At 69.1% G+C, this 24,432-nt stretch carries 19 protein-coding genes; 12 read left to right on the top strand and 7 right to left on the bottom strand.

Annotated features, from left to right (window positions below):
• Nucleotides 1-21 precede the first annotated feature (21 nt).
• The 3 genes from ACWEOI_RS25765 to ACWEOI_RS25775 are packed head-to-tail and all read right to left on the bottom strand — an operon-like array spanning nucleotide 22 to nucleotide 3,653.
• The gene (locus ACWEOI_RS25765; protein ID WP_452361267.1) at nucleotides 22-1,212 is read right to left on the bottom strand and encodes a DUF7373 family lipoprotein; all 1,191 of its coding nucleotides are present in this window, start codon (nucleotides 1,210-1,212) and stop codon (nucleotides 22-24) included.
• A 4-nt stretch (nucleotides 1,213-1,216) separates the two neighbouring features.
• Nucleotides 1,217-2,461, bottom strand: a complete 1,245-nt coding sequence (locus ACWEOI_RS25770) for a DUF7373 family lipoprotein (protein WP_452361268.1) — start codon at nucleotides 2,459-2,461, stop codon at nucleotides 1,217-1,219.
• Between the two features lie 4 nt (nucleotides 2,462-2,465).
• Complete coding sequence (locus ACWEOI_RS25775; RefSeq protein WP_452361269.1) at nucleotides 2,466-3,653, bottom strand: DUF7373 family lipoprotein; 1,188 nt, start codon at nucleotides 3,651-3,653, stop codon at nucleotides 2,466-2,468.
• A 322-nt stretch (nucleotides 3,654-3,975) separates the two neighbouring features.
• On the opposite strand from ACWEOI_RS25775, the gene ACWEOI_RS25780 reads away from it, so the two are divergent.
• From ACWEOI_RS25780 to ACWEOI_RS25805, 6 genes are all read left to right on the top strand, one after another.
• Complete coding sequence (locus ACWEOI_RS25780) at nucleotides 3,976-7,380, top strand: pyruvate carboxylase (protein WP_433671949.1); 3,405 nt, start codon at nucleotides 3,976-3,978, stop codon at nucleotides 7,378-7,380.
• A complete protein-coding gene (gene rsmD, locus ACWEOI_RS25785) occupies nucleotides 7,377-7,940 on the top strand; it encodes a 16S rRNA (guanine(966)-N(2))-methyltransferase RsmD (RefSeq protein ID WP_433671950.1) in 564 nt (187 codons plus the stop codon). Before ACWEOI_RS25780 ends, rsmD begins: the two co-directional genes overlap by 4 nt.
• 92 nt (nucleotides 7,941-8,032) lie before the next feature.
• Nucleotides 8,033-9,157: an FAD-dependent oxidoreductase gene (locus ACWEOI_RS25790; RefSeq protein WP_452361270.1), complete on the top strand. Its 1,125-nt coding sequence runs from the start codon at nucleotides 8,033-8,035 to the stop codon at nucleotides 9,155-9,157.
• Nucleotides 9,154-10,065 carry a hypothetical protein gene (locus tag ACWEOI_RS25795; RefSeq protein WP_433671952.1) on the top strand — a complete coding sequence of 304 codons (912 nt, stop codon included), beginning with the start codon at nucleotides 9,154-9,156 and terminating at the stop codon, nucleotides 10,063-10,065. Before ACWEOI_RS25790 ends, ACWEOI_RS25795 begins: the two co-directional genes overlap by 4 nt.
• 106 nt (nucleotides 10,066-10,171) lie before the next feature.
• A complete protein-coding gene (locus tag ACWEOI_RS25800; RefSeq protein WP_452361271.1) occupies nucleotides 10,172-10,912 on the top strand; it encodes an SDR family oxidoreductase in 741 nt (246 codons plus the stop codon).
• Nucleotides 10,913-10,924: 12 nt separating this feature from the next.
• The gene (locus tag ACWEOI_RS25805; RefSeq protein WP_452361272.1) at nucleotides 10,925-11,956 is read left to right on the top strand and encodes a sigma-70 family RNA polymerase sigma factor; all 1,032 of its coding nucleotides are present in this window, start codon (nucleotides 10,925-10,927) and stop codon (nucleotides 11,954-11,956) included.
• Nucleotides 11,957-11,976: 20 nt separating this feature from the next.
• Here the strand turns inward: ACWEOI_RS25805 and ACWEOI_RS25810 are convergent, their stop codons facing one another.
• Together ACWEOI_RS25810 and ACWEOI_RS25815 are read right to left on the bottom strand one after the other, a co-directional pair.
• Nucleotides 11,977-12,357: a pyridoxamine 5'-phosphate oxidase family protein gene (locus tag ACWEOI_RS25810; RefSeq protein WP_452361273.1), complete on the bottom strand. Its 381-nt coding sequence runs from the start codon at nucleotides 12,355-12,357 to the stop codon at nucleotides 11,977-11,979.
• Nucleotides 12,358-12,451: 94 nt separating this feature from the next.
• Nucleotides 12,452-16,645 carry a molybdopterin-dependent oxidoreductase gene (locus ACWEOI_RS25815; RefSeq protein ID WP_452361274.1) on the bottom strand — a complete coding sequence of 1,398 codons (4,194 nt, stop codon included), beginning with the start codon at nucleotides 16,643-16,645 and terminating at the stop codon, nucleotides 12,452-12,454.
• Nucleotides 16,646-16,951: 306 nt separating this feature from the next.
• Between ACWEOI_RS25815 and ACWEOI_RS25820 the strand changes: the two genes are divergently transcribed.
• The 5 genes from ACWEOI_RS25820 to ACWEOI_RS25840 all read left to right on the top strand — a co-directional run bounded on the left by ACWEOI_RS25820 (nucleotide 16,952) and on the right by ACWEOI_RS25840 (nucleotide 21,248).
• Nucleotides 16,952-18,118 (top strand): molybdopterin-binding protein, encoded by a 1,167-nt coding sequence (locus ACWEOI_RS25820; protein WP_452361275.1) that lies wholly within the window; start codon nucleotides 16,952-16,954, stop codon nucleotides 18,116-18,118.
• Between the two features lie 41 nt (nucleotides 18,119-18,159).
• Complete coding sequence (locus ACWEOI_RS25825; RefSeq protein ID WP_357097507.1) at nucleotides 18,160-18,561, top strand: TOBE domain-containing protein; 402 nt, start codon at nucleotides 18,160-18,162, stop codon at nucleotides 18,559-18,561.
• On the top strand, nucleotides 18,561-19,355 hold the full coding sequence (gene modA, locus ACWEOI_RS25830) for a molybdate ABC transporter substrate-binding protein (protein ID WP_452361276.1): 795 nt from the start codon (nucleotides 18,561-18,563) through the stop codon (nucleotides 19,353-19,355). Before ACWEOI_RS25825 ends, modA begins: the two co-directional genes overlap by 1 nt.
• Before the next feature lie 88 nt (nucleotides 19,356-19,443).
• A complete protein-coding gene (gene modB, locus ACWEOI_RS25835; RefSeq protein ID WP_452361277.1) occupies nucleotides 19,444-20,202 on the top strand; it encodes a molybdate ABC transporter permease subunit in 759 nt (252 codons plus the stop codon).
• Nucleotides 20,199-21,248 (top strand): ABC transporter ATP-binding protein, encoded by a 1,050-nt coding sequence (locus tag ACWEOI_RS25840; protein ID WP_452361278.1) that lies wholly within the window; start codon nucleotides 20,199-20,201, stop codon nucleotides 21,246-21,248. Before modB ends, ACWEOI_RS25840 begins: the two co-directional genes overlap by 4 nt.
• A gap of 97 nt (nucleotides 21,249-21,345) precedes the next feature.
• Here the strand turns inward: ACWEOI_RS25840 and ACWEOI_RS25845 are convergent, their stop codons facing one another.
• Entirely contained in the window at nucleotides 21,346-22,470 is a 1,125-nt protein-coding gene (locus ACWEOI_RS25845) for an alkaline phosphatase family protein (RefSeq protein ID WP_452361279.1), read from the bottom strand.
• Between the two features lie 241 nt (nucleotides 22,471-22,711).
• Here ACWEOI_RS25845 and coaD point away from each other — a divergent pair, with 241 nt between their 5' ends.
• Nucleotides 22,712-23,203, top strand: a complete 492-nt coding sequence (gene coaD / locus ACWEOI_RS25850; RefSeq protein WP_433671962.1) for a pantetheine-phosphate adenylyltransferase — start codon at nucleotides 22,712-22,714, stop codon at nucleotides 23,201-23,203.
• 59 nt (nucleotides 23,204-23,262) lie between these two features.
• On the opposite strand, the gene ACWEOI_RS25855 is transcribed toward coaD, so the two are convergent.
• Nucleotides 23,263-24,366 (bottom strand): hypothetical protein, encoded by a 1,104-nt coding sequence (locus tag ACWEOI_RS25855; RefSeq protein WP_452361280.1) that lies wholly within the window; start codon nucleotides 24,364-24,366, stop codon nucleotides 23,263-23,265.
• Between the last annotated feature and the right edge of the window lie 66 nt (nucleotides 24,367-24,432).

The raw sequence follows: 24,432 nt of genomic DNA on the forward strand, positions 1-24,432 counted from the left end.
CTTCACGATGCCCGTCCGGGCTCAGATGTGCCCGTACGCGAGCAGCTTGTACTGGGCCGAAAGCCGTTGGCGCAGATCCTGGGACTGGTCGGCGGACACCTCGGCCACGTAGCGCTGGTAGGGCAGGTAGCACATGAACTTCGCGCCGATGGCGTACTTCACGTCCTTCAACTGCAGGCAGCGGGCCGTCGCCAGGCCGGGTGGCGGGTCTACGGGCTTGTAGCGGTCGAGCAATTCGTCGACGAAGGCGGCGATGAAGCGCTGGGCGGCCGCGTCGTCCTTCGTCCGGTAGATATTGCTGAGCGAACTGGCCATCACGTCGATTCCGGCGTCGGCGTACGCGCGGCGGGAGGCGACCGGTCGATCGTCGTGGCTGAGGGCGGCGTGCGGGCCGTACAGTCCCTCGCTCGCCCGGGACTGGCCCTTGCCCGCGGGCAGCACGCGACTGAGCAGGTCGTCGGGGTCGCTGAACAGGCCCGCCAGCTGGTCGGGCGGGGTGGGGCGATAGTCCCGCATCGATTCGATGGCCTTGTCCAGCATCCGCTTCGCCACGTCGATCAGGAAGGCGGGACCGTCAGGCACGGTCAGGTCGTCCTCGACGTACAGCCGGTACAGGTACTCGCCCTGCGGGTACAGGGCCCGCACCGATTCGAGGGAGGTGAGCGCGGCCCGCGCGGCCGGATAGCCGGGGATCTGCACCGGTCCCTTGTCCGGATACTCCGGACTCGCCTGCGAGGCAAGGAAATCCGCGGCCGTCGCGGCCTGCGCGGGTTTGCCGAAGCGCAGCACGGTGATATGCACGCTCAGCCCGAGCGTGGTGTCGTACCGATGCCGTCCCCCGGTCTGCCAGCCCGCGACCAGCCCGGGGGCGCGATCGTTGAAGCCGTCGATCCCCATCGGCGGATAGTCCGCGGTGATCGCCGGCCCGGCGGACCCGTACCCCAGTCGCTCGTCGATCTCCAGCGGCAGCGGGACGTGCTCGCCCAGCCGGATCGCCTCCTGCACCACGTCCGCGACGCTGATGTCGGGCTTCATGGTGGTGATCTGCCGCGGCACCACCGGATAGTTCCCCGGATCCAATTGCGACACATCGACGGTCGCGGCGGGCGACGCGGGCGCGGCGGGGTCGGTCGGGCCGGACCCGCAGCCGCCGGCCAGGACGGCCGCCACCGTCAACGCCAGCAGCCGGGTGCTCGATCGTGCGATCCTCATGGCGCTATCCGCTCCTGGCCAGCATCGAATACTGCGCCGACACCCGCTGCTCGAACGAGGCGGGCGCGCCGCCACTGAACCGGGCCTGCGCCCCGATCACCGCCACATACCGGCCGTAGACCACCGCGCACAGATAGGTGGCGTCGCGGATCGGCTCGGGTTCGTCGAGCCGCACGCAGTGCGCGTCGGTGATGCCCGCGGGGTTCGGGACCTCGTCGTCGTCGCGGCCCAGCCGGGTCAGCGCGGTCTGTAGACCGAAGGCCGCCTTCAGATCCCGGGTGCGGTACACGGTCGCCCCGTTGCGGGCCACCAGATCCACCCCGGCCGCCTCGAACGCGGGCCGCGCCACCGCGGTGTCGCGCTCGAAATGCAGTGCGCCCGCGGGCGTGTAGACCCCGCCCCGACCGCGACCCCCGTATTGGTCGGAGTCGGAGCTGTCGTACTGATTGGGCAGCGTCAGATCCAAAATCTTGTCCGGATTGCCGGGCAGGTCCGGAAGATCCTCGAGCGGTGTGGGTTTCAGGTCCGCCATCGCGGTGAGCTGGGCGCGCAGCATGTCCCGCAGCCGGGTGCCGAGAGCCGCCGGATCGTTCTGCGGGATCACGGCGTGGCCGATGATCACGTACACGCCGCGCGCCGCGACCACCTCGCCCTTCTCGTCGGTGCGGGAGGAGGCCCGCACACTGTCGTGGGTATCGGCGGGCAGATCGGCGGTGTCGATCGGAATCGGGTGCCGCCCAGGGTCGTTCAACGCCTCCCAGTACCCGTCGACGGCCGCGCGGGCGGCCTGCTCGGTCGGGAAGCGCTGGATGGCGAGGGTGATGTGCTTGCGGGCCCGCACACTGTCGTTGTTGCGCCAGATGTAGGCGCCCGCGATGAGCCGATTGCGTTCCGCGACCGGCTGCCAGTTCTTCGGGAACGGCCCGTTGTCGTCGTCGAAGTCGCCGCCGGAGCTGCTCAGCAGCCGTGCCCCGCCCAGATACCGGACGTCGGGATCGATGCGGTCGGGTCCGGCCAGATACGACATCATGCGCCGCGATTCGATCGCGTACGCGTCGGCGACCGTGCCGGAGAACGGCACGAATTCCGCCGGGGCCGACGGATAGGGCCCGACCTTCAGTTTCGGCAGATCGGCTGCGGTCATGCCGGGCACCGCGTGTCCGGACACCGGCCACGACCCGACCGCGTACCCCGCGCCGAGGACCGCCACGGCGGCCGCCGCCAACGCCACTGTCCGCAGTCGTCTCATCCGGTCACCCGCTCGTCAACAGCACGTACTGCGCGGCCGTCTTCTGATATAGCTCGGCCAGGTTGGACGCGCCGACCTGCACGGTGTACTTGTCCACGTGGAAGGTGCACTGGTGGAACATGACCCGCCCGTTCTCCAGATCCGCGAAGCAGCCGATATCGCCCGGGAAACGCGGCGGCGGGTCGATGGCCCGATGCTTGTCGGAGGGTTCGTTGGCCGGATTCCACTTGTCCCACAGGGCGCGTGCCGCCGCGCCGGTGCGGCTGTGGAACACCAGCGCGTCGCCGTAGCCGACCAGATCGACATCGCCGATGGTGAGGAACTCCAGGTCCGTGCCGTCGAGACTCTGCAACGAGCCGCGGCCGGTGTACACCCCGTCCGGGTCCGGGCGCAGCGGCAGTTCCGGATTCGTCGGCAGGGTGCGGCCGAGAATGCCGTCCGGGTCGAGCGGAATGTGCTCGAACTGGTCGGCCGGCGTGGGCTGGAACTTGTCGAGCAGCGGCAGCGCCACGTCGAGCATGCGTTCGGTGCGCGCGCTCAGATCCGCCAGATCCGGCGCGGCGGCCAGCTCGTCCACCAGCTTGATGTACACGACGTAGCGGTCGCGCACCGTCCACGAGCCCAGCGACGCCACGTTCGGCCGCCAATGCGCGGTGCTCGCAGGGTATTTGGCCAGCGTCACCGGTTGATTGCCATTGTTGTAGGTGAAGTCGTCGTGTTCGAGCACCGGACCCACCGCCGCGGCGCGCCCGGCGTCGGGCAGTTCCAGCACCGCGATGCTGAGCCTGCGGTGCTTCTCCTCCCTGCTCTCGCCGGTGCACCAGGTGGTGACCCAGCCACCGCGCAGATCGTGGGCGACCTCGTCGAAGGTGTCGTTGATGACGATATTGCCCAGGCCCTTGTGGTTGGTGACGACGTGCGGGCGGACATTGTTCGAGCACTCGTAGGTGTAGTCGTGGTCGGCTTCGAACGGCAGCGCCACGTAGTCCGACAGCCGCTGCGACTCCCGGATCCGGGATTGCTTGCCGGTCTTGGCATTTCCCACCGTGCGCGGCGTGGTCTGGTAGTTGCCGACCTCCAGGCTCGCGGGGTCGGTCGGCTGCCGCACCGGGTGGCCGGGAACGCTGCTCGCGCAGCCGGTTCCGGCCGCGAGCGTCATCGTGAGGCCCATCAACGCCGCGAACAGTCTCACCGTCCCCTCCTCCCGGGGCGGATTTTACCGTCGCTCAAGACTTCTCGCGCGCCTTCGGACGCGCCGGGTGTGGTCTCGGACACGATCGCGCGGCAATCCGGGCACCGTGACGTCTCGGTCCGCGCGCCCCGCCCGGCCGCTTCCGGGCCGGTCTCCGTTAGCACGGCGGCGAATTCCGTGGTCGGAGGCGCGTAGCCCTCACCGGCAGGCATGTATCGCGGTGATTAACACAAATTCGCAAGCGGAGAGTCCGGCCTGTGAAGATTGCACCGAACGGGACTTCGATGCCCGATCCGTATCCCCGGGCAGGTACCTTCTACGCATGTTCTCCAAAGTCCTGGTCGCCAACCGCGGCGAGATCGCCATTCGCGCCTTCCGCGCGGCCTACGAACTCGGCATCGGTACCGTCGCGGTTTTTCCGTACGAGGACCGCAACTCCGTGCACCGGCTCAAGGCCGACGAGGCGTACCAGATCGGTGAGCCCGGTCACCCGGTCCGCGCGTACCTGTCGGTCGAGGGCATCATCGAGGCCGCCAAGAGCGCGGGCGCGGACGCCATCTACCCCGGGTACGGCTTCCTGTCGGAGAACCCGGACCTGGCCGCCGCCTGTGCCCGTGAGGGGATCACCTTCATCGGCCCGGCCGCCTCGGTCCTCGAACTGACCGGCAACAAGGCCCGCGCCATCGCCGCGGCCAAGGCCGCCGGACTGCCGGTGCTGCGGTCCAGCGAACCGTCCGCCGACGTGGACGCGCTGATGACGGCCGCGGAGTCGATGGAGTTCCCGCTGTTCGTGAAGGCCGTCGCCGGTGGCGGCGGTCGCGGTATGCGCCGCGTCGCGGACCCGGCCCAGCTGCGCGAGTCCATCGAGGCCGCCGCGCGCGAGGCCGAATCCGCGTTCGGCGACGCGACCGTGTTCCTCGAGCAGGCGGTGGTCAACCCCCGCCACATCGAGGTGCAGATCCTCGCCGACCAGCAGGGCAATGTCATCCACCTCTACGAGCGCGACTGCTCGCTGCAGCGTCGCCACCAGAAGGTGATCGAGCTCGCGCCCGCCCCGAACCTGGATCCCGCACTGCGCGACCGCATTTGCGCCGACGCCGTGGCCTTCGCCAAGCAGATCGGCTACTCCTGCGCGGGCACCGTGGAGTTCCTGCTCGACGAGCGCGGCAACCACGTGTTCATCGAGATGAACCCGCGCATCCAGGTCGAGCACACGGTGACCGAGGAGATCACCGACGTCGACCTGGTGCAGTCGCAGCTGCGCATCGCGGCGGGGGAGAGCCTCGCGGATCTCGGCCTGAGCCAGGACGCCATCCACATTCGCGGCGCCGCCCTGCAGTGCCGCATCACCACCGAGGACCCGGCCAACGGGTTCCGCCCCGACACCGGCCGCATCACCGGCTACCGCTCCCCGGGCGGCGCGGGCGTGCGCCTCGACGGTGGCGCGAACGTCGGCGCGGAGGTCGGCGCCTACTTCGACTCCATGCTGGTCAAGCTGACCTGCCGCGGCCGCGACTTCAACGCCGCGGTGGCGCGGGCCCGCCGCGCGGTCGCCGAATTCCGCATCCGCGGCGTAACGACCAACATCCCGTTCCTGATGGCGGTGCTCGACGACCCGGACTTCCGGGCGGGCCGGGTCACCACCTCGTTCATCGACGAGCGGCCGCAGCTGCTCACGCTGAAGAGCTCCGCCGACCGCGGCACCAAGATCCTCAACTACCTGGCCGACATCACCGTGAACAAGCCGCACGGCTCACGGCCGACCAAGGTGTACCCGCACGACAAGCTGCCCGCCCTCGACCTGACCGTGCCGCCGCCGGCGGGCTCGCGGCAGCGGCTGCTCGAGCTCGGCCCCGAAGGCTTCTCGCAGTGGCTGCGCAACCGGGAGGGCGTGGCCGTCACCGACACCACCTTCCGTGACGCGCACCAGTCGCTGCTCGCCACCCGCGTGCGCACCAACGGCCTGCTCGACGTGGCCGGGCACGTGGCGCGCATGACGCCCGAGCTGCTGTCCATCGAATGCTGGGGCGGCGCGACCTACGACGTGGCGCTGCGCTTCCTCTACGAGGACCCGTGGGAGCGGCTCGCTGCGCTGCGCGAGGCCGTGCCGAACATCAACCTGCAGATGCTGCTGCGCGGCCGCAACACCGTCGGGTACACGCCGTACCCCGAAAAGGTCACGCGCGCTTTCGTTTCCGAGGCCACCGCCACCGGCATCGACATCTTCCGCATCTTCGACGCGCTCAACAATGTCGACCAGATGCGCCCGGCCATCGACGCCGTCCGCGAAACCGGCACGGCCCTGGCCGAAGTCGCGCTGTCCTACACCGGCGACCTGTCCAACCCGAACGAGGACCTTTACACCCTCGACTACTACCTCAAGCTCGCCGAGCAGATCGTCGAGGCCGGGGCGCACGTCATCGGCATCAAGGACATGGCCGGCCTGCTGCGCGCACCCGCCGCGTCCACCCTGGTCACGGCGCTGCGCCGGGAGTTCGACCTGCCGGTGCACGTGCACACGCACGACACCCCGGGCGGCCAGCTGGCCACCTACCTCGCCGCCTGGCAGGCCGGGGCCGACGCCGTGGACGGCGCGTCCGCGCCGATGGCGGGCACCACCTCGCAGCCCGCGCTCTCGGCCATCGTCGCCGCGGCCGCGAACTCGCCCTACGACACCGGGCTGAACCTGCAGAACGTGTGCGACCTCGAACCGTACTGGGAAGCGCTGCGAAAGGTGTACGCGCCCTTCGAGTCCGGGCTGCCGGGCCCGACGGGCCGCGTCTACCACCACGAGATCCCCGGCGGGCAGCTGTCGAACCTGCGCCAGCAGGCCATCGCGCTGGGCCTGGGCGACCAGTTCGAGGAGGTCGAGGCGAAATACGCCGCGGCGGACCGGATGCTGGGCCGCCTGGTCAAGGTCACCCCGTCCTCCAAGGTGGTCGGTGACCTGGCGCTGGCGCTGGTCGGCAGCGGCGTCGACGTCGACGACTTCGCCGCCGATCCGGCCCGCTACGACATCCCGGACTCGGTGATCGGTTTCCTGCGTGGCGAACTCGGCACCCCGGCCGGTGGCTGGCCCGAGCCGTTCCGCAGCCGCGCCCTCGAGGGCCGCGGTCCCGCCAAGCCGGAAACTCAGCTCACCGTCGCCGACGAGGCCGGACTGAACGGAACCTCCGCCGAACGCCGCGCCACCCTCAACCGGCTGCTGTTCCCCGGACCCACCGCCGAATTCATCGCCCACCGCGAGAAGTACGGCGACACCACCGGGCTCTCGGCCAACCAGTTCTTCTACGGCCTGCGCCACGACGAGGAACACCACGTCCAGCTGGACAAGGGCGTCACCCTGCTCATCGGCCTGGAAGCCATCTCCGAGCCCGACGAGCGCGGCATGCGCTCGGTCATGTGCATCCTCAACGGGCAGCTGCGCCCCATCCAGGTGCGCGACCGCTCCATCGCCAGCGAGATCCCGGCGGCGGAGAAGGCCGACCGGAACAACGCCGGCCACATCGCCGCCCCGTTCGCCGGTGTGGTGACCCTGGCCGTCTCCGAAGGCGATTCGGTGTCCGCGGGTGACACCATCGGCACCATCGAGGCCATGAAGATGGAAGCCGCCATCACCGCCCCGCGCGGCGGCGTGGTGCGCCGCGTCGCCATCGCCAAGGTCCAGCAGGTGGAGGGCGGCGACCTGCTCGTCGACGTGAACCTGAACGAGACCGCCGCCGAATGACCCGCATCGTGGCAGGTACCGCCGGGGGCCGACGCCTACGCGTCCCCCCGGCGGGCACCCGCCCCACCTCCGACCGCGTGCGCGAGGCCCTCTTCAGCTTCCTGCACGCCCGCATGGATTTCGACGGCCTGCACGTCCTCGACCTCTACGCGGGCTCGGGGGCCCTGGCCCTGGAAGCCCTGTCCCGCGGCGCTTCCCACGCCCTGCTGATCGAAGCGGACCGCAAGGCCGCCGCCATCATCCGCGGCAATATCGGCGACCTCGGCCTCCCCGGCGCCGACCTCCGCCAGAACAGCGTCGGCTCGGTGCTTTCGGGTGCCGCCCCCGAACGCTACGACCTGGTCTTCTCGGACCCGCCGTACGACCTCGACGTCGCCGACGTGCAATCCGACCTCCGCTCGCTGGCCGAGAACGGGTGGTTGCACAACGAGGCGCTCATCGTCGTGGAACGCTCCACCCGCTCACCCGAAGTGGTCTGGCCCGACGGGTTCGAACCCCTGAAGTCGCGCACCTACGGCGAGACCCGCCTCGACTTCGCCGAGTTCGCCGGAGCCAACTGACACACGGGCTTTCGCTGTTTCGGCGGGTGTGCCCCGGTCGCGGTCGATAGAATCATCTCGGGGTGAGCGATCGCGGTGAGGGGGTTCGAGCGGTGCACACAGGACGCGTCGCCGTCATCGGCCTCGGGGCCGCGGGCCTGTCCGCGTGCGTGGCTGCAGCGGAAACCGGGTGGTCGGTCATCGGATTCGATCGGAGCACCATCGGCGCGGACGCCGCGGCCTCCGCGGGCCGGTCGAAGATCATCAGGTTCGGATATTCGGACCCGTTCTACGCCGAGCTGATGCGCGATACCCGGCCACGCTGGGAGCGGCTCGAGCACGACACCGGAATGCCGTTGATCGATCTGTGCGGGATGCTGCACTTCGGGATCGGCGGGGAATCGGGGACCGACGCGGTCATCGAATCGCTCGAACGGTCGGGTCAGGACCGCGAAATCCTCACCGGCGGTGAGTCGGCCGCGCGGACCGGATTGCACCTGCGGGCCGGGGAAATCGGCGTCTACGAACGCAATGCCGGGATGATGACCCCGGCATCGGTGCTGCGCGCGCTCGCGGTCCGGGCGAATGCGCTCGGCGTGACCCTGCGCGAGAAGGCCGCCGTGTCGGCGATCGACGAGACGGGCGGCTCCGTCACCGTGGTGACATCGGACGGGCCCGTACCCGTGGATCGCGTAATCATCGCCGCTGGTGGACAATTCGGGCGATTCGCGCTTGCTGCCGCCGCTCGAATCACGGTTACCCGCCAATATCAGATCGTCTGCGAATCGACCGAGCCCATCGCGGGCGGTCACGGGTGCAGCTGGATGGACGTCACGGCCGACGAGTGGTACGGGATGGTCAACGCGGGCAACGGTTTACAGATCATGGGCGTCCACGAGCCCGCGACCATCGTGGACGCCGACCAGCCGATCGAGGACGCGGAACTGAAGGCATCGGTCGACCTGCAACTCGAGTACCTGAGGGAACGGCTGGCGCTGAACTCCCGGCAACTCACCCTTCGCGAAGTCCGGACCTGCCACTACACCAATACGGCGGCCAAGGATTTCGTGATCGACCGCTTGCCGGGCCGCTCGGCCGTGCTGCTCAGCGCCTGCTCTGGGCACGGCTTCAAATTCACCATCACCAGCGGCTACCTGGCCGCGCAGCTCGCCTGCACCGACGCGGCGCCGGTTCCCCGCTTCCAGCTGTCCGCCACCTCCACCGGGGCGCAGCCATGACCACCCCGACTCCGCAGCCTCCACCGGAACTGCCGGTGAGCAGCAATACCGCCGCCAAAGTCACGCTGATCATCGGAATCCTCGTCACCGTCCTGGGCTCGATGTGGGGCATCATCTCGAGTTCCGGCGGCAAGGTCGTCGCTCCGATCGACACCATCATCGCCGGGGCGCTCACCGCGGTGGGTGGCGGCATCGTCGGCGCGTCGATGCAGGATCTGTTCTCCCGCACCAACGTCGAACGCGGCCTCAGCGCGGTCTCGCGCATGATGTCCGATGTGGTCGCCGAGAACTCGCGGGTTCTGACGGCCATCACCGAGCGGATGACCGATGTCGCCGACGGGATCGGCGGCTCCGCCCGGGCATCCCACGACACCATCCGCAATACCTTGGCCGGTTCCCTGTCCGCGCGGTTCGTGTCCGACGAACAGCAGCTCGCCCCGCTGCGAAAAACGTGGCATCACTATCACGTCACCCAAGCCGGACGTGAATTGCGCTGGTTGTATTCGATATTCCCCTTGGACACGGGCACCAGCCCCTCGACGATCACCACGCCCATCGTCCTGGTCGATCTCGCAAGCGTCGCGCATGTCTACAACGCCGAGGTCGGCATGCGAACGAATCGACTGTTCGTCAACTTCACCCGCGCCGACGGCACCGAGCCGAGCTGCTCGGAGATCTTCCCGCACATGCAGACCTTCCGCGACATCCACGCCGGCTTCGGCATCCGCCAGACCTGGGACGGCTCCCACCTGCTCGGCCGCGCCATCATGAGCGAACGCCCCGTCATCCCCGACGCCGAACCCGGCATGATCCCCGCCGAGCACAACACCACCCTCGACGACGTCTGGCTCACCGGCTTCATCCAGAACCGCATCCACCTCGACGACCTCCCGGTACCCCAGTCCTGAGGGTCGACCGACCTGTTTGTGAAATTTCGGGCTGACACCCGACGGATTTCTCGCCGCCCGCTGGTCTGAATACCTGACAGGAACAGACCGGAGTTGGGAGTGAGTGATGACGGATTCGAAGCAGACCGCGGTGGTCACGGGTGCGAGCCGGGGATTCGGGCGGGGGATCGCCGCCGCGCTCGTCGCCTCGGGGATGAGGGTCATCGGGATCGCCCGTGACGGGCAGGCGCTGGGGGAGGTAGCGGGCGAGCTCGGTGCGGCGTTCGTGCCCGTCACCGGTGATGCCACCGAGGAAGCGCTGGCGCAGCGGGTGATTCGCGAGTTCCGGCCGGAGGTGTTGGTGCTCAACGCCGGGGCGACGCCGCCGCTGGCACCGATACACGAGCAGAGCTGGGAGAGCTTCAGCCGCAACTGGGAGACCGATACGAAGCACGCGTTCGTGTGGACCGGAGCCGCACTGCGGGAACCCTTGGCGCCGGGCAGTGTGGTGATCGCCGTGTCGAGCGGGGCCGCGCTGAACGGGTCGCCGTTGAGCGGCGGATACGCCGGGGCCAAGTCGGCGATCCGGTTCATTCGGACCTATGCGGCGGAGGAGTCGGAGCGGGCGGGGCTCGGGATTCGGTTCACGGCCCTGCTGCCGCGGCTGACCCCGGCCACCGGGCTCGGTGCGATGGCGGTCGCGGGGTACGCCGCTCGGCAGGGCATCGACGTCGATACCTATCTCGCGGAGATGGGGCCCGCGCTCACACCCGAACAGGTGGGAAAAGCCGTGCTCGAACTTGCCGGGGATCCGGGGAGCTCGGCGGAATACTTGGTGAGCGGCGCCGGGCTGCGGCAGATCGGCTGAGGTGGCGCGACCATGACCATCAGCGCACCGGCAGGAGTAGTGGACATGCCCGCCGAGACCGAACGAGCCGCCGAGACCGAACGCCCGGCCGAGCGTGAATTCGGTTCTCTCACCGAGAGATTCCGGCCCGAACTGCTCGCGCACTGCTACCGGATGCTCGGATCGGTGCAGGACGCCGAGGACCTGGTACAGGAGACCTACCTGCGGGCCTGGCGAGGCTACGGCGGGTTCGAGGGCCGGTCCTCGGTGCGGCACTGGCTGTACAAGATAGCCACCATGGCGTGCCTGACCGCGTTGGAAGGCCGGGCGCGCAGACCGCTGCCGTCCGGGCTCGGCGCGCCCGAGGACGATCACCGGGTGGCGGTCGCCGCCCGCGAGCCCACGGTGCCGTGGCTGCAACCCGCACCCGACGCGGTATTCGGATTCGACGACCCGGCCGCCATCGTGACCGGCCGCGAAGGCATCCGCCTGGCCTTCATCGCGGCCCTGCAACTGCTGCCCGCCCGCCAGCGCGCCGTGCTCACCCTCCGCGACGTCCTCGCCTTCCGATCCACCGAAGTCGCCGCCATCCTCGACACCACCCCGACCGCCGTCGACAGCGCCCTGCGTCGCGCCAGATCTCGCCTGGCCCAGGCCGGCCCGGTCGCCACCGACCTGGCCGAACCCGACGAACGCGTGCGACGCCGCCTGCTCGACGACTATGTCACCGCTTTCACCAGCGCCGACCACGCCGCCCTGGTCGCCCTGCTGCGCGCCGACGTCGAAATGGAAATGCCGCCCACCCCAACCTGGTTCACCGGCCGCGACGCGGTAGCGGGCTTCCTCACCGCCCGCATCCTGACTCCGGGCCTGTGGCGCATGCTCCCGACCCGCGCGAACGGGCAGCCCGCCTTCGTCGTCTACAAACGCGCCCCCACGGGCCGCTACGACGCGTACGGCATCCAGGTGCTCACCCTGATCGGCTCACGCGTCGCTCGCATCACCGCCTTCAACGACCCGTCCCTGGTCCCGGCCTTCGGCTTCCCGGTCGCGGTCGAAACCTGAATCGGCGCAGGGTATGTGGTTCAGCTCAGCGCGTACGGAGGTGCGAGGTGGAAACGGCGGCAGTCGGCGCAACGCCGGCTCATGTCCTGCGTACCGGTGTGATGGAGGATGGCGTGGGTCGGGATGACGTCCAAGGTGTGGTCGCGCAGGACCGCGTGGCCGTCGATGATCAGCACGTGGCCATCGGGCTCGACCGGTGGCCAGAGCAGGGTCACCGCGGGGTGGGTCGAGATGTTGCGGCAGGTCGCGGGTCCGGGTGCGGTGATCTGGAAGCGGTTGACGTTGAGGATCGGATGCTGGGGCGTGGTGTGCGGTCCCAGATCCCCGATGCTGACCAGGAAAGCGAGTTCGTATCGGCCGACGATCGCGGCCAGCTCGGGAGGGAAATCCTGCTCGCTCATTCGTCCAGGGTAGTCGAGATTTCGGGACGATCGGGCGGATTGTTCCGTGAATGAGTGACTTCCGGGCGGTGATCTCCGTAGATGAGGTTGTTCGTCAGTACACGTCGCGGACGTACCGCTTCTCGGCCGCGAGCTTCTTGACGTAGGCGTCGGCGTCATCGGTGTCCAGGTTGCCGTGATGGGCGATGATCTCCCGCAAGGCGAGATCGACGTCCTTGGCCATGCGGGAGGCGTCGCCGCAGACGTAGAAGTGGGCGCCGGAATCGATCCAATGCCACAGTCGCGCACCGTGTTCGCGCATGCGGTCCTGGACGTACACCTTGGCGCGCTGGTCGCGGGAGAAGGCGAGATCGAGGTGGGTCAGGACGCCTTGCCGCTGGAGCTGTTCGAGCTCGTCGCGATAGTAGAAGTCGGTGGCGTGGTGCTGTTCACCGAAGAAGAGCCAGTTGGGGGCGTGGTCGCCGCGCGCCCGCCGGTGTTCGAGAAAGCCGACGAACGGCGCGACGCCGGTGCCGGGGCCGATCATGATGGCGGCCACGGCCGGATCGTCGGGCGGGCGGAAGTGCGGCGAACGCTGGACGTGCAGCGCCAGGGGCTGATCCTGCTCGGCGTCGGCGAGATACGCCGAGCAGAGCCCGCCCCGAGGTCGGCCCGTCGGACCGGGATAGCGGATGACCGAGACGGTGGTGCGCACGATTGCCGGGTCCGCCAACGGGCTCGACGAGATCGAATACAGGCGCGGTTGAATGCGTTTGAACATGTCGGCCCACCGTTGCGGGTCGGCGGGCACCGGATAGTCGGCGGCGATGTCGACCGGCTGCCGACCCCACAGCCATTTGGCCAACTCGCCCTTGTTGTCCTGGCGCAGCAAGGTGCGCAGATAGGGATCGGCCGTGCATTCGGCCAGGTACTTCAGCAGGTCCGGCGTCACCTTGGTCAGGTCGAGATGTTCCTCCAGCGCGATGGACAGCGGCACCGGGCCGACCTTCGGCACCTCGACCACGGCGGCGGGATCGAGTCCGGTGACCGCCAGGAACTCCCACACCAGCCCCAGATCGTTGAACGGCCGCACGCCGAGGGCATCACCGACGTCGTAGCTCAGATCGGTGCCGGTCAGGTCGAAGCTGAACTGGCGGACCTCCTTCTGCGCGCCGGGCAGGCTCAGCAGCCGATTGCCCACCAGCCGGCCGGATGGTCCGCCGGATTCCGGGCGGGCGTTGACGGTCGGCGCGGGAGCCGGCGCCGCGGTCGTCGCGCCGCCGGTGGGAACGGTGAGGGCCGGGAGGAGCTGTTCGAGCCAGGTCGCGGCGGAGTCGTCGAAGTCCGGTTCACAGTCGACGCGGGGGATCAGCCGCTCGGCGCCGAGTTCGGCCAACCGATCGTCGAGACGTCTGCCGTGGCCGCAGAACGCGTCGTAGTTCGAGTCCCCGAAGGCCAGCACCGCGAATCGTGTTCCGGCGAAGGCGGATTCGGACAGTGCGGTGAGGGAATCCCAGAATCCCGCTCCATTGTCCGGGGCGTCGCCATCGCCGAAGGTACTGCTCACGACGATGATGTCGGCCGCGCGAGGCAGATCGGCGGCGGAGATCGCATCCATGGCGTGTACGACCGGGGTCAGCTCGCGCGCGGTCAGCGTGTCGGTGAGAGTTCCGGTGGCGAAATCCTCCGCATTGCCGGTCTGCGAGGCCCACAGGATCAGCAGTGGGCGGGTCGGTGTGGCGGCTTCCGGCGTCGCCGGTTCGGCAGACCGGGCAGTCGCGGGTGCGATCGTCGCGAGCGAACCCGCCGGGCTGATGCGGGCGTGCGGTGTGAACATGCCCGCGAGCAGGCCGTCGACCCAGGCCGTGACGGTGGGGCGCAGCGGATTCGCCGCCGGGACGGCGGGCATCACCTCGGCGTCCCCGGTCTGCCGCACCCCCGCGAGAAACCCTGACAGATAAGAGGATTCGAGGTCTGTCAGGACAGGCGCGCCGAGGTCGGCGATTCCGAGCACCGCGGCCGCGGCCAGCGCCCGATCATCGGTTCGCACCGACACGAGCGCAGCGGGTGCGGTCGGCGCGGTCACCACGGGTTCGGGGGTCGCGGCGGGTTCGGGCCGGATCGGGGCGGCGACCTTGGCCAGGGTGACCGCGCAGACCTTGAACTCCGGTTGGAACGAGATCGGGTCCACGGCGTCGTTGGTGACGGCGTTGACGGTCAGGTACTCGCCGAACAGGTCGTTCCAGTGGAACGGGGCGAAGGTGGTGCCGACCCGCACGCGATCGGTGACCACGGCCGGCAAGACGGCGCGACCGCGCCGTGAAGCCACTTCGACCCAATCACCCTCGGCGACGGTGAGTTTCGCCGCGTCCTCGGGGTGGATCTCGAGGAATGGCCCGGGATTGAGCTTGTTGAGCTTGGCGACGCGGCCCGTCTTGGTCAGGGTGTGCCACTGGTGCTGGACTCGGCCGGTATTGAGCACGAACGGGTAGTCGTCGTCGGGCAGTTCGGCGGCGGGCAGGTGGGGGCGGGGGAAGAACACCGCACGGCCGGAGGCGGTCGGAAACCACAGGCGCGGCGTGGCGCCGTCCTCACGAACCTGTTGCGGCCGGCTGATGCCGTCATTGCGGTAGCGAATCGGGTTGCGCGCCGGTCCGTCCGGCGCGATCGGCCATTGCAGCGGGCCCTCGCGCAGCCGATCGTAGGTGGCTCCGCGCAGGTCGTATTCGGTCTTCGGGTTCCAGGTGCGCTTGATCTCCTCGAAGATCTCCTCCGAGTCGCCGTAGGTGAAGGCGTCGGAATACCCCATGGCACAGGCGATGCGGGCGATGAGCTGCCAGTCCGGGAGCGCCTCTCCCCGCGCCGGAATCGATTTCCGGACCAGGGTGAGGTTGCGCTCGGAGTTGATCATCACGCCTTCACCTTCGACCCACAGGGTGGCGGGCAGGATGACGTCGGCGTAGGCGTTGGTCTCGGTCTCGGCGAAGACGTCCTGGGTGATCACCAGTTCCGCGGCTTCCAGCCCCGCCAGGACGGTCTTCCGATTGGCCACGGTGGCAACGGGATTGGTGCAGATGATCCAGCAGGCCTTGATCTCACCGGCCGCCATCCTGGTGAACATGTCGATGGTGCCCGTGCCGACATCGGTGCGCAGCGTGCCCGGCGGGCGTTGCCACAGTTGCTCGATGAACTCCCGGTCCTGGTCGACCAGAACCGAGCGCTGCCCGGGCAGCCCCGGTCCCATGTAGCCCATCTCCCGGCCGCCCATCGCATTGGGCTGGCCGGTGAGCGAGAACGGGCCGCTGCCGATGCGGCAGATGGCCCCGGTCGCCAGGTGCAGGTTGACCAGGGCGTTGGTGTTCCAGGTGCCGTGGGTGGACTGGTTGAGGCCCATCGTCCAGCAGCTCATCCACTCACCGGCCGTGCCGATCAGTTCGGCGGCGCGGCGGATGTCGTCGGCGGGGAGCCCGGTGATCTCGGCGACGGCGGCGGGCGGGTAGTCGCGCGCGAAATCCGTCATCGCCTCCCAGCCCTCGGTGAACTCGGCGATGAAGTCCGGGTCGGTGTGGCCGTTCTCGATCAGCAGGTGCAGCAGCCCGTTCAGGAGAGCCAGATCGGTGCCCGGCTTGATCTGCAGGAACAGATCGGCCTTGTCGGCGGTGGCATTGCGGCGCGGATCGACCACGATCAATTTCGCGCCGGCCTTGACCCGATCCATCATGCGCAGGAACAGGATCGGGTGGCAGTCGGCCATGTTCGCGCCGATGACGAAGAACACGTCCGCGTGGTCGAAATCGTCGTAGGAACCCGGCGGACCGTCCGCGCCGAGGGAGAGTTTGTAGCCGCTGCCCGCACTGGCCATGCACAGTCGCGAGTTGGATTCGATCTGATTGGTTCCGATGAACCCCTTGGCCAGCTTGTTCGCCAAATACTGTGCCTCCAGGGTCATTTGACCCGACACGTAGAAGGCGACCGCGTCCGGGCCGTGTTCGTCGATCAGGGCGCGCAGGCGAGCGGCGGTCGCGGTGATCGCGGTGTCGAGAGGAGTCGGCTCCGGCGGCATCCCGCGCTCGGCGCGCACGAGCGCGGTGGTCATCCTGCCGTCGGCCGCCATCAGGTCGGCATGACTGCCGCCCTTGGTGCACAGCCGGCCCGCGTTGGCCGGATGTGCCTTGTCCCCGGCGGCTTTTCGGATCCGGTTGCCGTCCGGTCCGGTGTCGAGTTCGAGTGCGATCCCGCATCCCACGCCGCAGTACGAGCACACCGTGCGCACCGTGCCTGTCGCCGCTCCGGAATCGGTTGCCGCCACCGCAGTTCTCCCCTTCGCCTCGCCCTGCTCTCGGTCCGTGTTCTTCACGCTAGGAACGGGCTGTTACCGCCCGGTCACGTGAGTGGTTACGTTCGCCTCTCCGCGGCGCGGGCCCGTCTGTGCGTTCTTCCGGCCCGCACAGCCAACCGCGAATGAGGGTGAGAAGGCGGCAACAGACAAGCAACTACGGAGCAAGACAGGTGAAATCTCCGTAATTGAGGATTATGAAAAAGTCGCCGACATGTGAAGGGCGGATGCGTGAGCACCCTGCGATCCCGATCCATCGAGCCAGTCAGCGGATCCGCTGTGACCGTGGACGGGATCGATGCCGTGTTGCGTTCGGCGCTGACCGCGATTCCGTCGCGATACGCCGTCCTGGCGGATGCCGTGGGTGCGACACTGGCCGAGCCGTTGGCCGCGACGGCGGCATTGCCGGCGGCCGACACCGCGGCCATGGACGGGTTCGCCGTGGGTGGCCGCGGGCCGCGCTGGCGACTGCTGATCGGGACCTGCATCGCCGGGCGGCGATCCCGGATCGCACTCGCCGACGGTGAGGCCGTTCGCATCTCGACCGGCGCGCTGACGCCCGTCGGCGCCACGGCGGTGGTGCGGTCGGAGCACGCGCACATCGAGCGGATCGGGGGACAGGCCACGGTCGTGCTCGCACCGGGCGTGCCGCATCGCAACGACATGCGGCTGCGCGGCGAATCCTGGTCCGACGGTGACGAATTGACGCCGGCGCGGGTCCGGGTGGACGCCGCGGTGATCTCGGTGGCGCAGAGCGCCGAAACCCCGATCGCCATGGTGCGCGGTCCATTGCGCGCCGATGTGCTCATCACGGGAGACGAGATTCGAGGCTCGGGGGAGCTCGCGCCCGGGCAGGTCCGTGACGCGCTCGGTGCGGTGCTGCCGCTCTATCTGCGGCACTGTGACATCGGCATGGGCCGCCTGACCCGGCTGCCCGACGACCGCGCGCTGCTGCGCACCTGGTTCGAGCTCGACACCGACGCCGAACTCGCCGTCACGGTCGGAGCGACCGGGCGTGGCGTCGCCGATCACCTGCGCGAGGTCCTGGCCGAGATCGGCGCCCACGTCATCTTCGACGGGGCGCGCATGCGCCCGGGCGGTTCTCATCTGGTGGCCCGGCTACCCGATGGCCGTACCCTGCTCGCCCTGCCGGGCAATCCACTCGCCGCGATCGCGGCCACCCTGGTGACCGGTCCCGCGCTGGTACGCGCGCTGACCGACCGGCGGGACTCCCCGGCGCTGTGGGGCCGGATCGCCGATGCCGCGGCCCCCGCCGACCTCCTTCGCATCGTCCCCGCACGCCAGGTCGAGGGCGGCGTGTGGCGTGCCAACGGCGTAGCCGGAACCGCGCATCTGGCGAATCTGCTGCACGCCGACGCCCTGGCTCTGCTGCCGCCGGGAGCCGGGCGCGGCGCCCTGGTCGAATTGTTGCCGTTGCCCCGGTGATACCGCTTGCGTCCCGCAGATTCGGCAATATGCTGCCTATCGTGACGAACTTGCGGATCAGTGAAGCCGCCGCGCTGATGAGTGTCAGTGATGACACCGTGCGCCGCTGGATCGACCAGGGACGGCTGCAGTCGGTCCGGCTCGACAACGGCCGGCTGGGCGTGCGCGGACAGGATCTGGCGGAGTTGCTGCGCAGCATGTCCGCGGAAACTCCGGAGCCGGGCGTCACCGTCGCGGTCTCGGCGCGCAACCGGATGCGGGGGATCGTGACCCGCATCGTCAAGGACACGGTGATGGCCCAGGTCGAGATGCAGGCCGGGCCGTTCCGGCTGGTATCGCTGCTGAGCCGGGAATCGGTCGACGAACTCGGACTCGAGGTCGGCAGCGTCGCCGTCGCCTCGGTGAAATCGACCCACGTCGTGGTCGAAATACCAGAAAGTTGATGAGGATGAAGACATTCCGTCGCCTCGGCGCGGTCGCCGCCGTGCTCGCAGTCACCGCCGGTCTGGCCGGTTGTGGCTCCGACGACAAGAAGGACACCCCGGCCGGATCGGATCAGGTCACCGGCACGGTGACCGTGTTCGCGGCGGCGTCGCTGACCGAGACGTTCACCAAGCTGGGCAAGGATTTCGAGGCCGCGCACCAGGGTGTCAAGGTGGTCTACAGCTTCGGGGCCAGCTCCGCGCTGGCCGAGCAGATCAAGCAGGGGGCGCCCGCCGACGTGTTCGCCTCGGCCGCACCCGCCAACATGCAGCAGGTCGTCGACGCCGGTGACGTCACCGGCACGCCCGCCACCTTCGTCAGCAACCGCTTGGAAATCGCCGTGCCCAAGGGCAATCCGGGCCACATCACCGGGCTCGCCGACTTCGGCAAGTCCGAGCCCAAGCTGGCGCTGTGCGCCGAGCAGGTGCCCTGCGGCGCGGCCGCCAAGAAGGTCTTCGAAGCCGCCGGCATCACCCCGCAGCCCGACACCCGGGAGCAGGACGTGAAGGCGGTGCTCACCAAGGTCACCCTCGGCGAGGTGGACGGCGCACTCGTGTACCGCACCGATGTGAAGGCCGCGGGCGACAAGGTCGAGGGCATCGACTTCCCGGAGTCGGCCAAGGCCGTCAACGCCTATCCGATCGCGCCGCTGGCCAAGGCCCCCAACGCGGCCGCCGCCGCGGCGTTCGTCGACTACATCAAGTCGGCCCAGGCCAAGCAGGTCTTCGCCGCCGCCGGATTCGAAACCCCGTGAGGCGTCCCCTCACCCGTTCCGGGTCGCGTCGGTGACGCGAGCCGGAACGCGTCGGCGGGCAGCACGAGGGCGACGTCCGCTCGCCCTCGTGCTGCCCGCCGTGTGCGCGCTGGCCTTCCTGATCGCACCGCTGATCGGGCTGCTGGTGCGCGCTCCCTGGCCGACGCTGACCACACGGCTCTTCAGCGCCGAAGTCGCTCGGGCACTACGGCTCTCACTGCTGTGCGCGAGCCTGGCGACGGTGATCTGTCTCGTGCTGGGGATCCCGCTGGCCTGGCTGCTGGCCCGCGGGAACGTGCCGGGACGCGGGCTGATCCGGGCGCTGGTGACCGTTCCGCTGGTGCTGCCCCCGGTGGTCGGCGGTGTCGCGCTGCTGCTGGTCTTCGGCCGCAGAGGGCTGTTCGGGCAATACGTGTACGACTGGTTCGGGGTGTCGCTGCCGTTCACCACGCCGGGGGTCGTCGTCGCGGAGGCGTTCGTGGCCATGCCCTTTCTGGTGATCTCGGTCGAAGGCGCGCTGCGGGCCGCCGATACCCGGTATGAGGAGGCGGCCGCCACTCTGGGTGCGTCCCCCTGGTACACCTTCCGTCGTGTCACCTTGCCCGCGGTACTGCCGGGGGTGATCGCGGGCGGTGTCCTGTGCTGGGCCCGGGCGCTCGGCGAGTTCGGCGCGACCATCACCTTCGCGGGCAACTTCCCCGGGAAGACGACGACCATGCCGCTCGCGGTCTATCTCGCGCTGGAGACCGATCCGGACGCCGCGATCGTGCTCAGCCTGGTGCTACTCGTGGTGTCGGTCGGTGTGCTGGTCGCGCTGCGGGAACGCTGGATTCGAGGTGCGGTGTGACACTGCACGCCGAACTCCGTGTCGAGCGGGACCGATTCCGCCTCGACGTCGACCTGACCGTCGAACCCGGTGAGGTCGTCGCGCTGCTGGGTCCCAACGGGGCCGGGAAGACCACCGCGCTGCGGGCACTGGCCGGTCTGCTGCCGCTCACCGGCGGCCGGATCGCGGTGGCCGACCGGGTCTGGGATGCGCCGCCCGCGATCTTCCTGCCCGCCGAACGGCGCGAAGTGGGCGTCGTCTTCCAGGATTATCTGCTGTTCCAGCACCTTTCGGCTCGGGAGAACGTGGCCTTCGGTCTCCGCGCGCGGGGTGTGCGTCGTTCCGAGGCCCGCGCTCGCGCCGAGACATGGCTGGACCGGGTCGGCCTCGCCGACCACGCGCACAGCACGCCCCGAGCGCTCTCGGGCGGTCAGGCCCAACGGGTGGCGTTGGCCCGCGCCTTGGCCACCGACCCCCAATTGCTGCTGCTCGACGAGCCGCTCGCGGCGCTGGACGCCAGCACCCGGCTGCAGGTACGCAGCGATCTCGCCCACCATCTGCGTGACTATCCCGGGCACACGGTGCTGGTCACCCACGATCCGCTCGATGCCATGGTGCTGGCCGACCGGCTCGTGATCCTCGAGCGCGGTGCGGTGGTCCAACAGGGCGCACCGGTCGAGATCGCCCGCCGTCCGCGTTCGGACTATGTCGCGAACCTGGTCGGCCTCAACCTGTTTCGCGGCACCGCCGACAACGGTTCGGTGTCTGTCGAGGGCGGGGGCGTGCTCGCCGTCGCCGACCCGGCCTCGGGCCCGGTATTCCTGGCCTTCCCACCGACCGCGGTCAGCCTGCACCTCGAACAGCCGTCCGGCAGTCCCCGCAATACGTGGCAGGTCACCGTGGCGGGCGTGGAACAACACGCCAACACGACCCGCGTCCGACTCGACGGAACGCCATCGGTGCTCGCCGATGTCACACCCGCGGCCGTCGCCGAGCTGCGCCTGCAACCCGGTCTGCGGCTGTGGGCCGCGGTGAAAGCCACCGAGATCCACAGCTATCCGGCCTGACCGTCACCGGTACGGCGGTCCGGTCCACGCGGTGCCTGGGGAGAACTGGGCGTTGCCCGTCGTGCACCGCACGACGGGCAACGCGAATGCGTAAGAGTCAGGCTGCGAACATGTCTCGCAGCGATCCAGAGGTCTTCGGGGAACAGGTGTTGGCCAGGCAGCCCAGGTGCCACATCTGCTCGATGGTGGCCAGGACCGAGTAGTGGTCGATCACGTCGGCGGACGAGTGGTGCGGGCCCTCCTTGGAGTTGATGACCAGCAGCGGGGCGTCACCGCCGCCGAGCACGGTGCCGTTCTTGCCGACCGGGCTGCCCGGGCCGCCGGAGAAGCCGGAGTAGTCGTTCTCGTCCCACGCGATCACGATGGAGGAGTTGGAGGTCTTCCAGGTGTTCGAGTTCATGATCTTGGTGACGGTCGCCTTCAGGTAGTCGTCACCGAGGTGGATCGGGCCGTGCGACACACCGGAATCCGGGTAGGCGCAGGTCGGCTTGTTGATGATCGCGGCGGCCGCCGGGGACAGGCCGTGCATGTCATCGCACTGGTCGGGGCTGATCCAGGTGAAGTTCGGCACCTTGCCGCTCGCCAGATCGGCGTCGAAGTTGTTCTCGAACGGCACCACCTTCTGCAGGCGGGCGTTGCCGGGGGAGTTGATGCCCGAGAAGTACATGAACGGGTTGTGCTTCTCGGCGTACAGCTTCACCGTGGTGCCGTTGACATTGCCGGGCGCGAACTCGCCCTGGAAACCGGCCTGCGGCATGGCGCCCATGTAGGCCTTCCAGGACAGGCCCTTGTCCTCGAGCTCGTCGACCAGGGTGCGGCCGCCGAACATGTGCGGCTTGGCGCTCGCACTGGCGATCTGCTCCGGGGTCAGCGAGGCGCCGGAGGTGCCGTCGCCGGAGTCGGACACGAATTCCTCAGGGGCGCACTTGACGTCGGCGCCGGCCTTGCAGTCGTCCCAGATGCCCTGGAAGTCGCCGGACAACATGGACAGGTAGTTCGGCAGCGAGGGGTGGGTGACGCCGTGGAAACCGGTGGACACGTTGTAGCGCGCGGCCAGCTGGTTGATGTACGGAGCGTCGGCGGTATTGCCGAGAATCTGGGCGTCGCCCTCGTTCTCCATCATGATGTAGAAGATATGGTCCGGCTTGGCGCCCGGATCAGCCGATGCGGTCGCCCCGATCACGCCGCTCACGGCCGTCACCGCGCTCACCGCCGCAGCCACGGTGACTGCGATTTTCCGACCCAACGATGCCCTTGACATTTTACTGCTTTCTGTAACGAACGAGATTGCCGATGCAGCTTCGCAATTGGTTTCGCAAACGATCAACGCGAGCAAACCGAACAGTTCTCGAACGGGAGGCGAGCAGTTTCCGGGTTGCAAAACCATAGCTGACCAGGCATGTCCGTTTTGTGAAGTTTGGGGCGGACACGGATGCTACCCCGGAATGCGGTAGCGTGCGGCCATGGCTGGAGCACTGTGCCCCGGGTCCTTCGACCCGGTGACCAACGGACATCTCGACGTGATCGCCCGCGCCGCCGAGCAATTCGACGAGGTGGTCGTGACCGTGGTGGTGAACCCCAACAAGCAGGGGATGTTCACCGTCGAGGAACGCATGGAGCTGATCCGCGAGGTGACCGCCCACCTGCCCAACGTGCGTGTGGAATCCTGGCGCGGACTGCTGGTGGACTTCGCCAAGCAGGAAGGCATCACCGCGATCGTCAAGGGCCTGCGCGACGCCACCGACTACGGCTACGAAGTCCAGATGGCGCAGATGAACCGCAAGCTCACCGGGGTCGACACCTACTTCATCGCCACCAACCCCGCCTACAGCTTCGTCTCCAGCTCCCTGGTCAAGGAAGTGGCGACGCTCGGCGGCGACATCGCCGACCTGCTGCCCCCGGCCGTCCACAAGCGCCTCATGGCCCGCATCGCCGAACGCAAAGCCAACGCCTGACGAAACCCCGCATCCCCCTGGGCCGCAACCCCATACGGCCCAGCGGGTGCGTGCCCGCGTCACAACGCGCGGATCGAGGCCGGACGGGCAGGTATTGCGGGGGCGGGCTCGATTCGGCCGTCGGGGCGGGGTCGGGAGCGGGACAGGGCGGCGCGCAGGCGGCGGGCCGCACGGTCACGGATGAGGTCGTCCCAGGTCCAGCGGACCACCTCGAAACCCAGGGCGCGCAGGTAGGTTTCGCGGATTCGCTCGCGGTGGATGGTGGCCGCGAAGTCCTGGCCTGGGCGGAGTAGGCGGCCGTATTCGGTGGGGCCGTCGAACTCGCACAGCACGCCCGCGGACTCGTAGTAGAAGTCGACGCGCGCCACGAAACGGCCGTCCGGGGTCAAGACATTGCCCTGGGAACTCGGCAGCGGCAGCGCGTGCCGTTCGATCATGGTGCGGCTGAGCGATTCCCCGATGCTCTGGCTGCGGCCGTCGAGCAGGGCGATCACCTCTTTCGCCTGGCCGATGCCGTAGCGGCCCTTGGCCTTCGCGATCTCCTCGCCGAGTTCGGCCGTGGTCAGTCCGAACCTGCCGGCCAGCGCGTCACCGGCGACGACCGCCGCCTCGAACGGCAGCGTCAGCGCCAGATCCACCACGGTCCGCGCCGGGGTGGTGGCCGGCAGTCCGTCGACCTCGACCGCGCGATCCACCGGCGAGCCATGGACCTTCGCGAACGGCCGGGTCCGCCCGCCGCCCTTGCGATTGCGGGTCACGCACACCCGATCCAGCGGCGTCCGCCACAAGGTGGTCCCGTACAGCACAGCCGCCGACTGATGACTCACCACACTGCCCACGGCCATCTCCGGCAGCAGGGCCCCGATCAATCGCCGATGCTGCTCGCGCCGGTCGAGCGCGGTCGGCATCGGTTCGTGCACCCGCTGCCCGGACCTGCCCCGCGGTCCGGCACCCGATTGCCGTCCCACACCCCGCTGCGCGCCACACCCCGCGAGCAGCGCCTTCCGGGATTCCCGTGCCCCGCAATGTCGTCCACCGTCGACCCTCGCCCGTGCCCGGCCGGTGGCCTCGGTCGATCCGGTCACCGGGAATGCGGCCGAGCCGGTCGCCGTGGCGTCGCCGACGGTCGCATCGGTGGCGGTGGTCGTCGCGATGGTGGTCATCAGCCCTCCTGCCGGGGCGGCCGCGGACGCCGGTGCCGCACGCACGATCGGCACCCCCGTCCCGGG

This window comes from Nocardia sp. NPDC004340 (assembly GCF_053602575.1).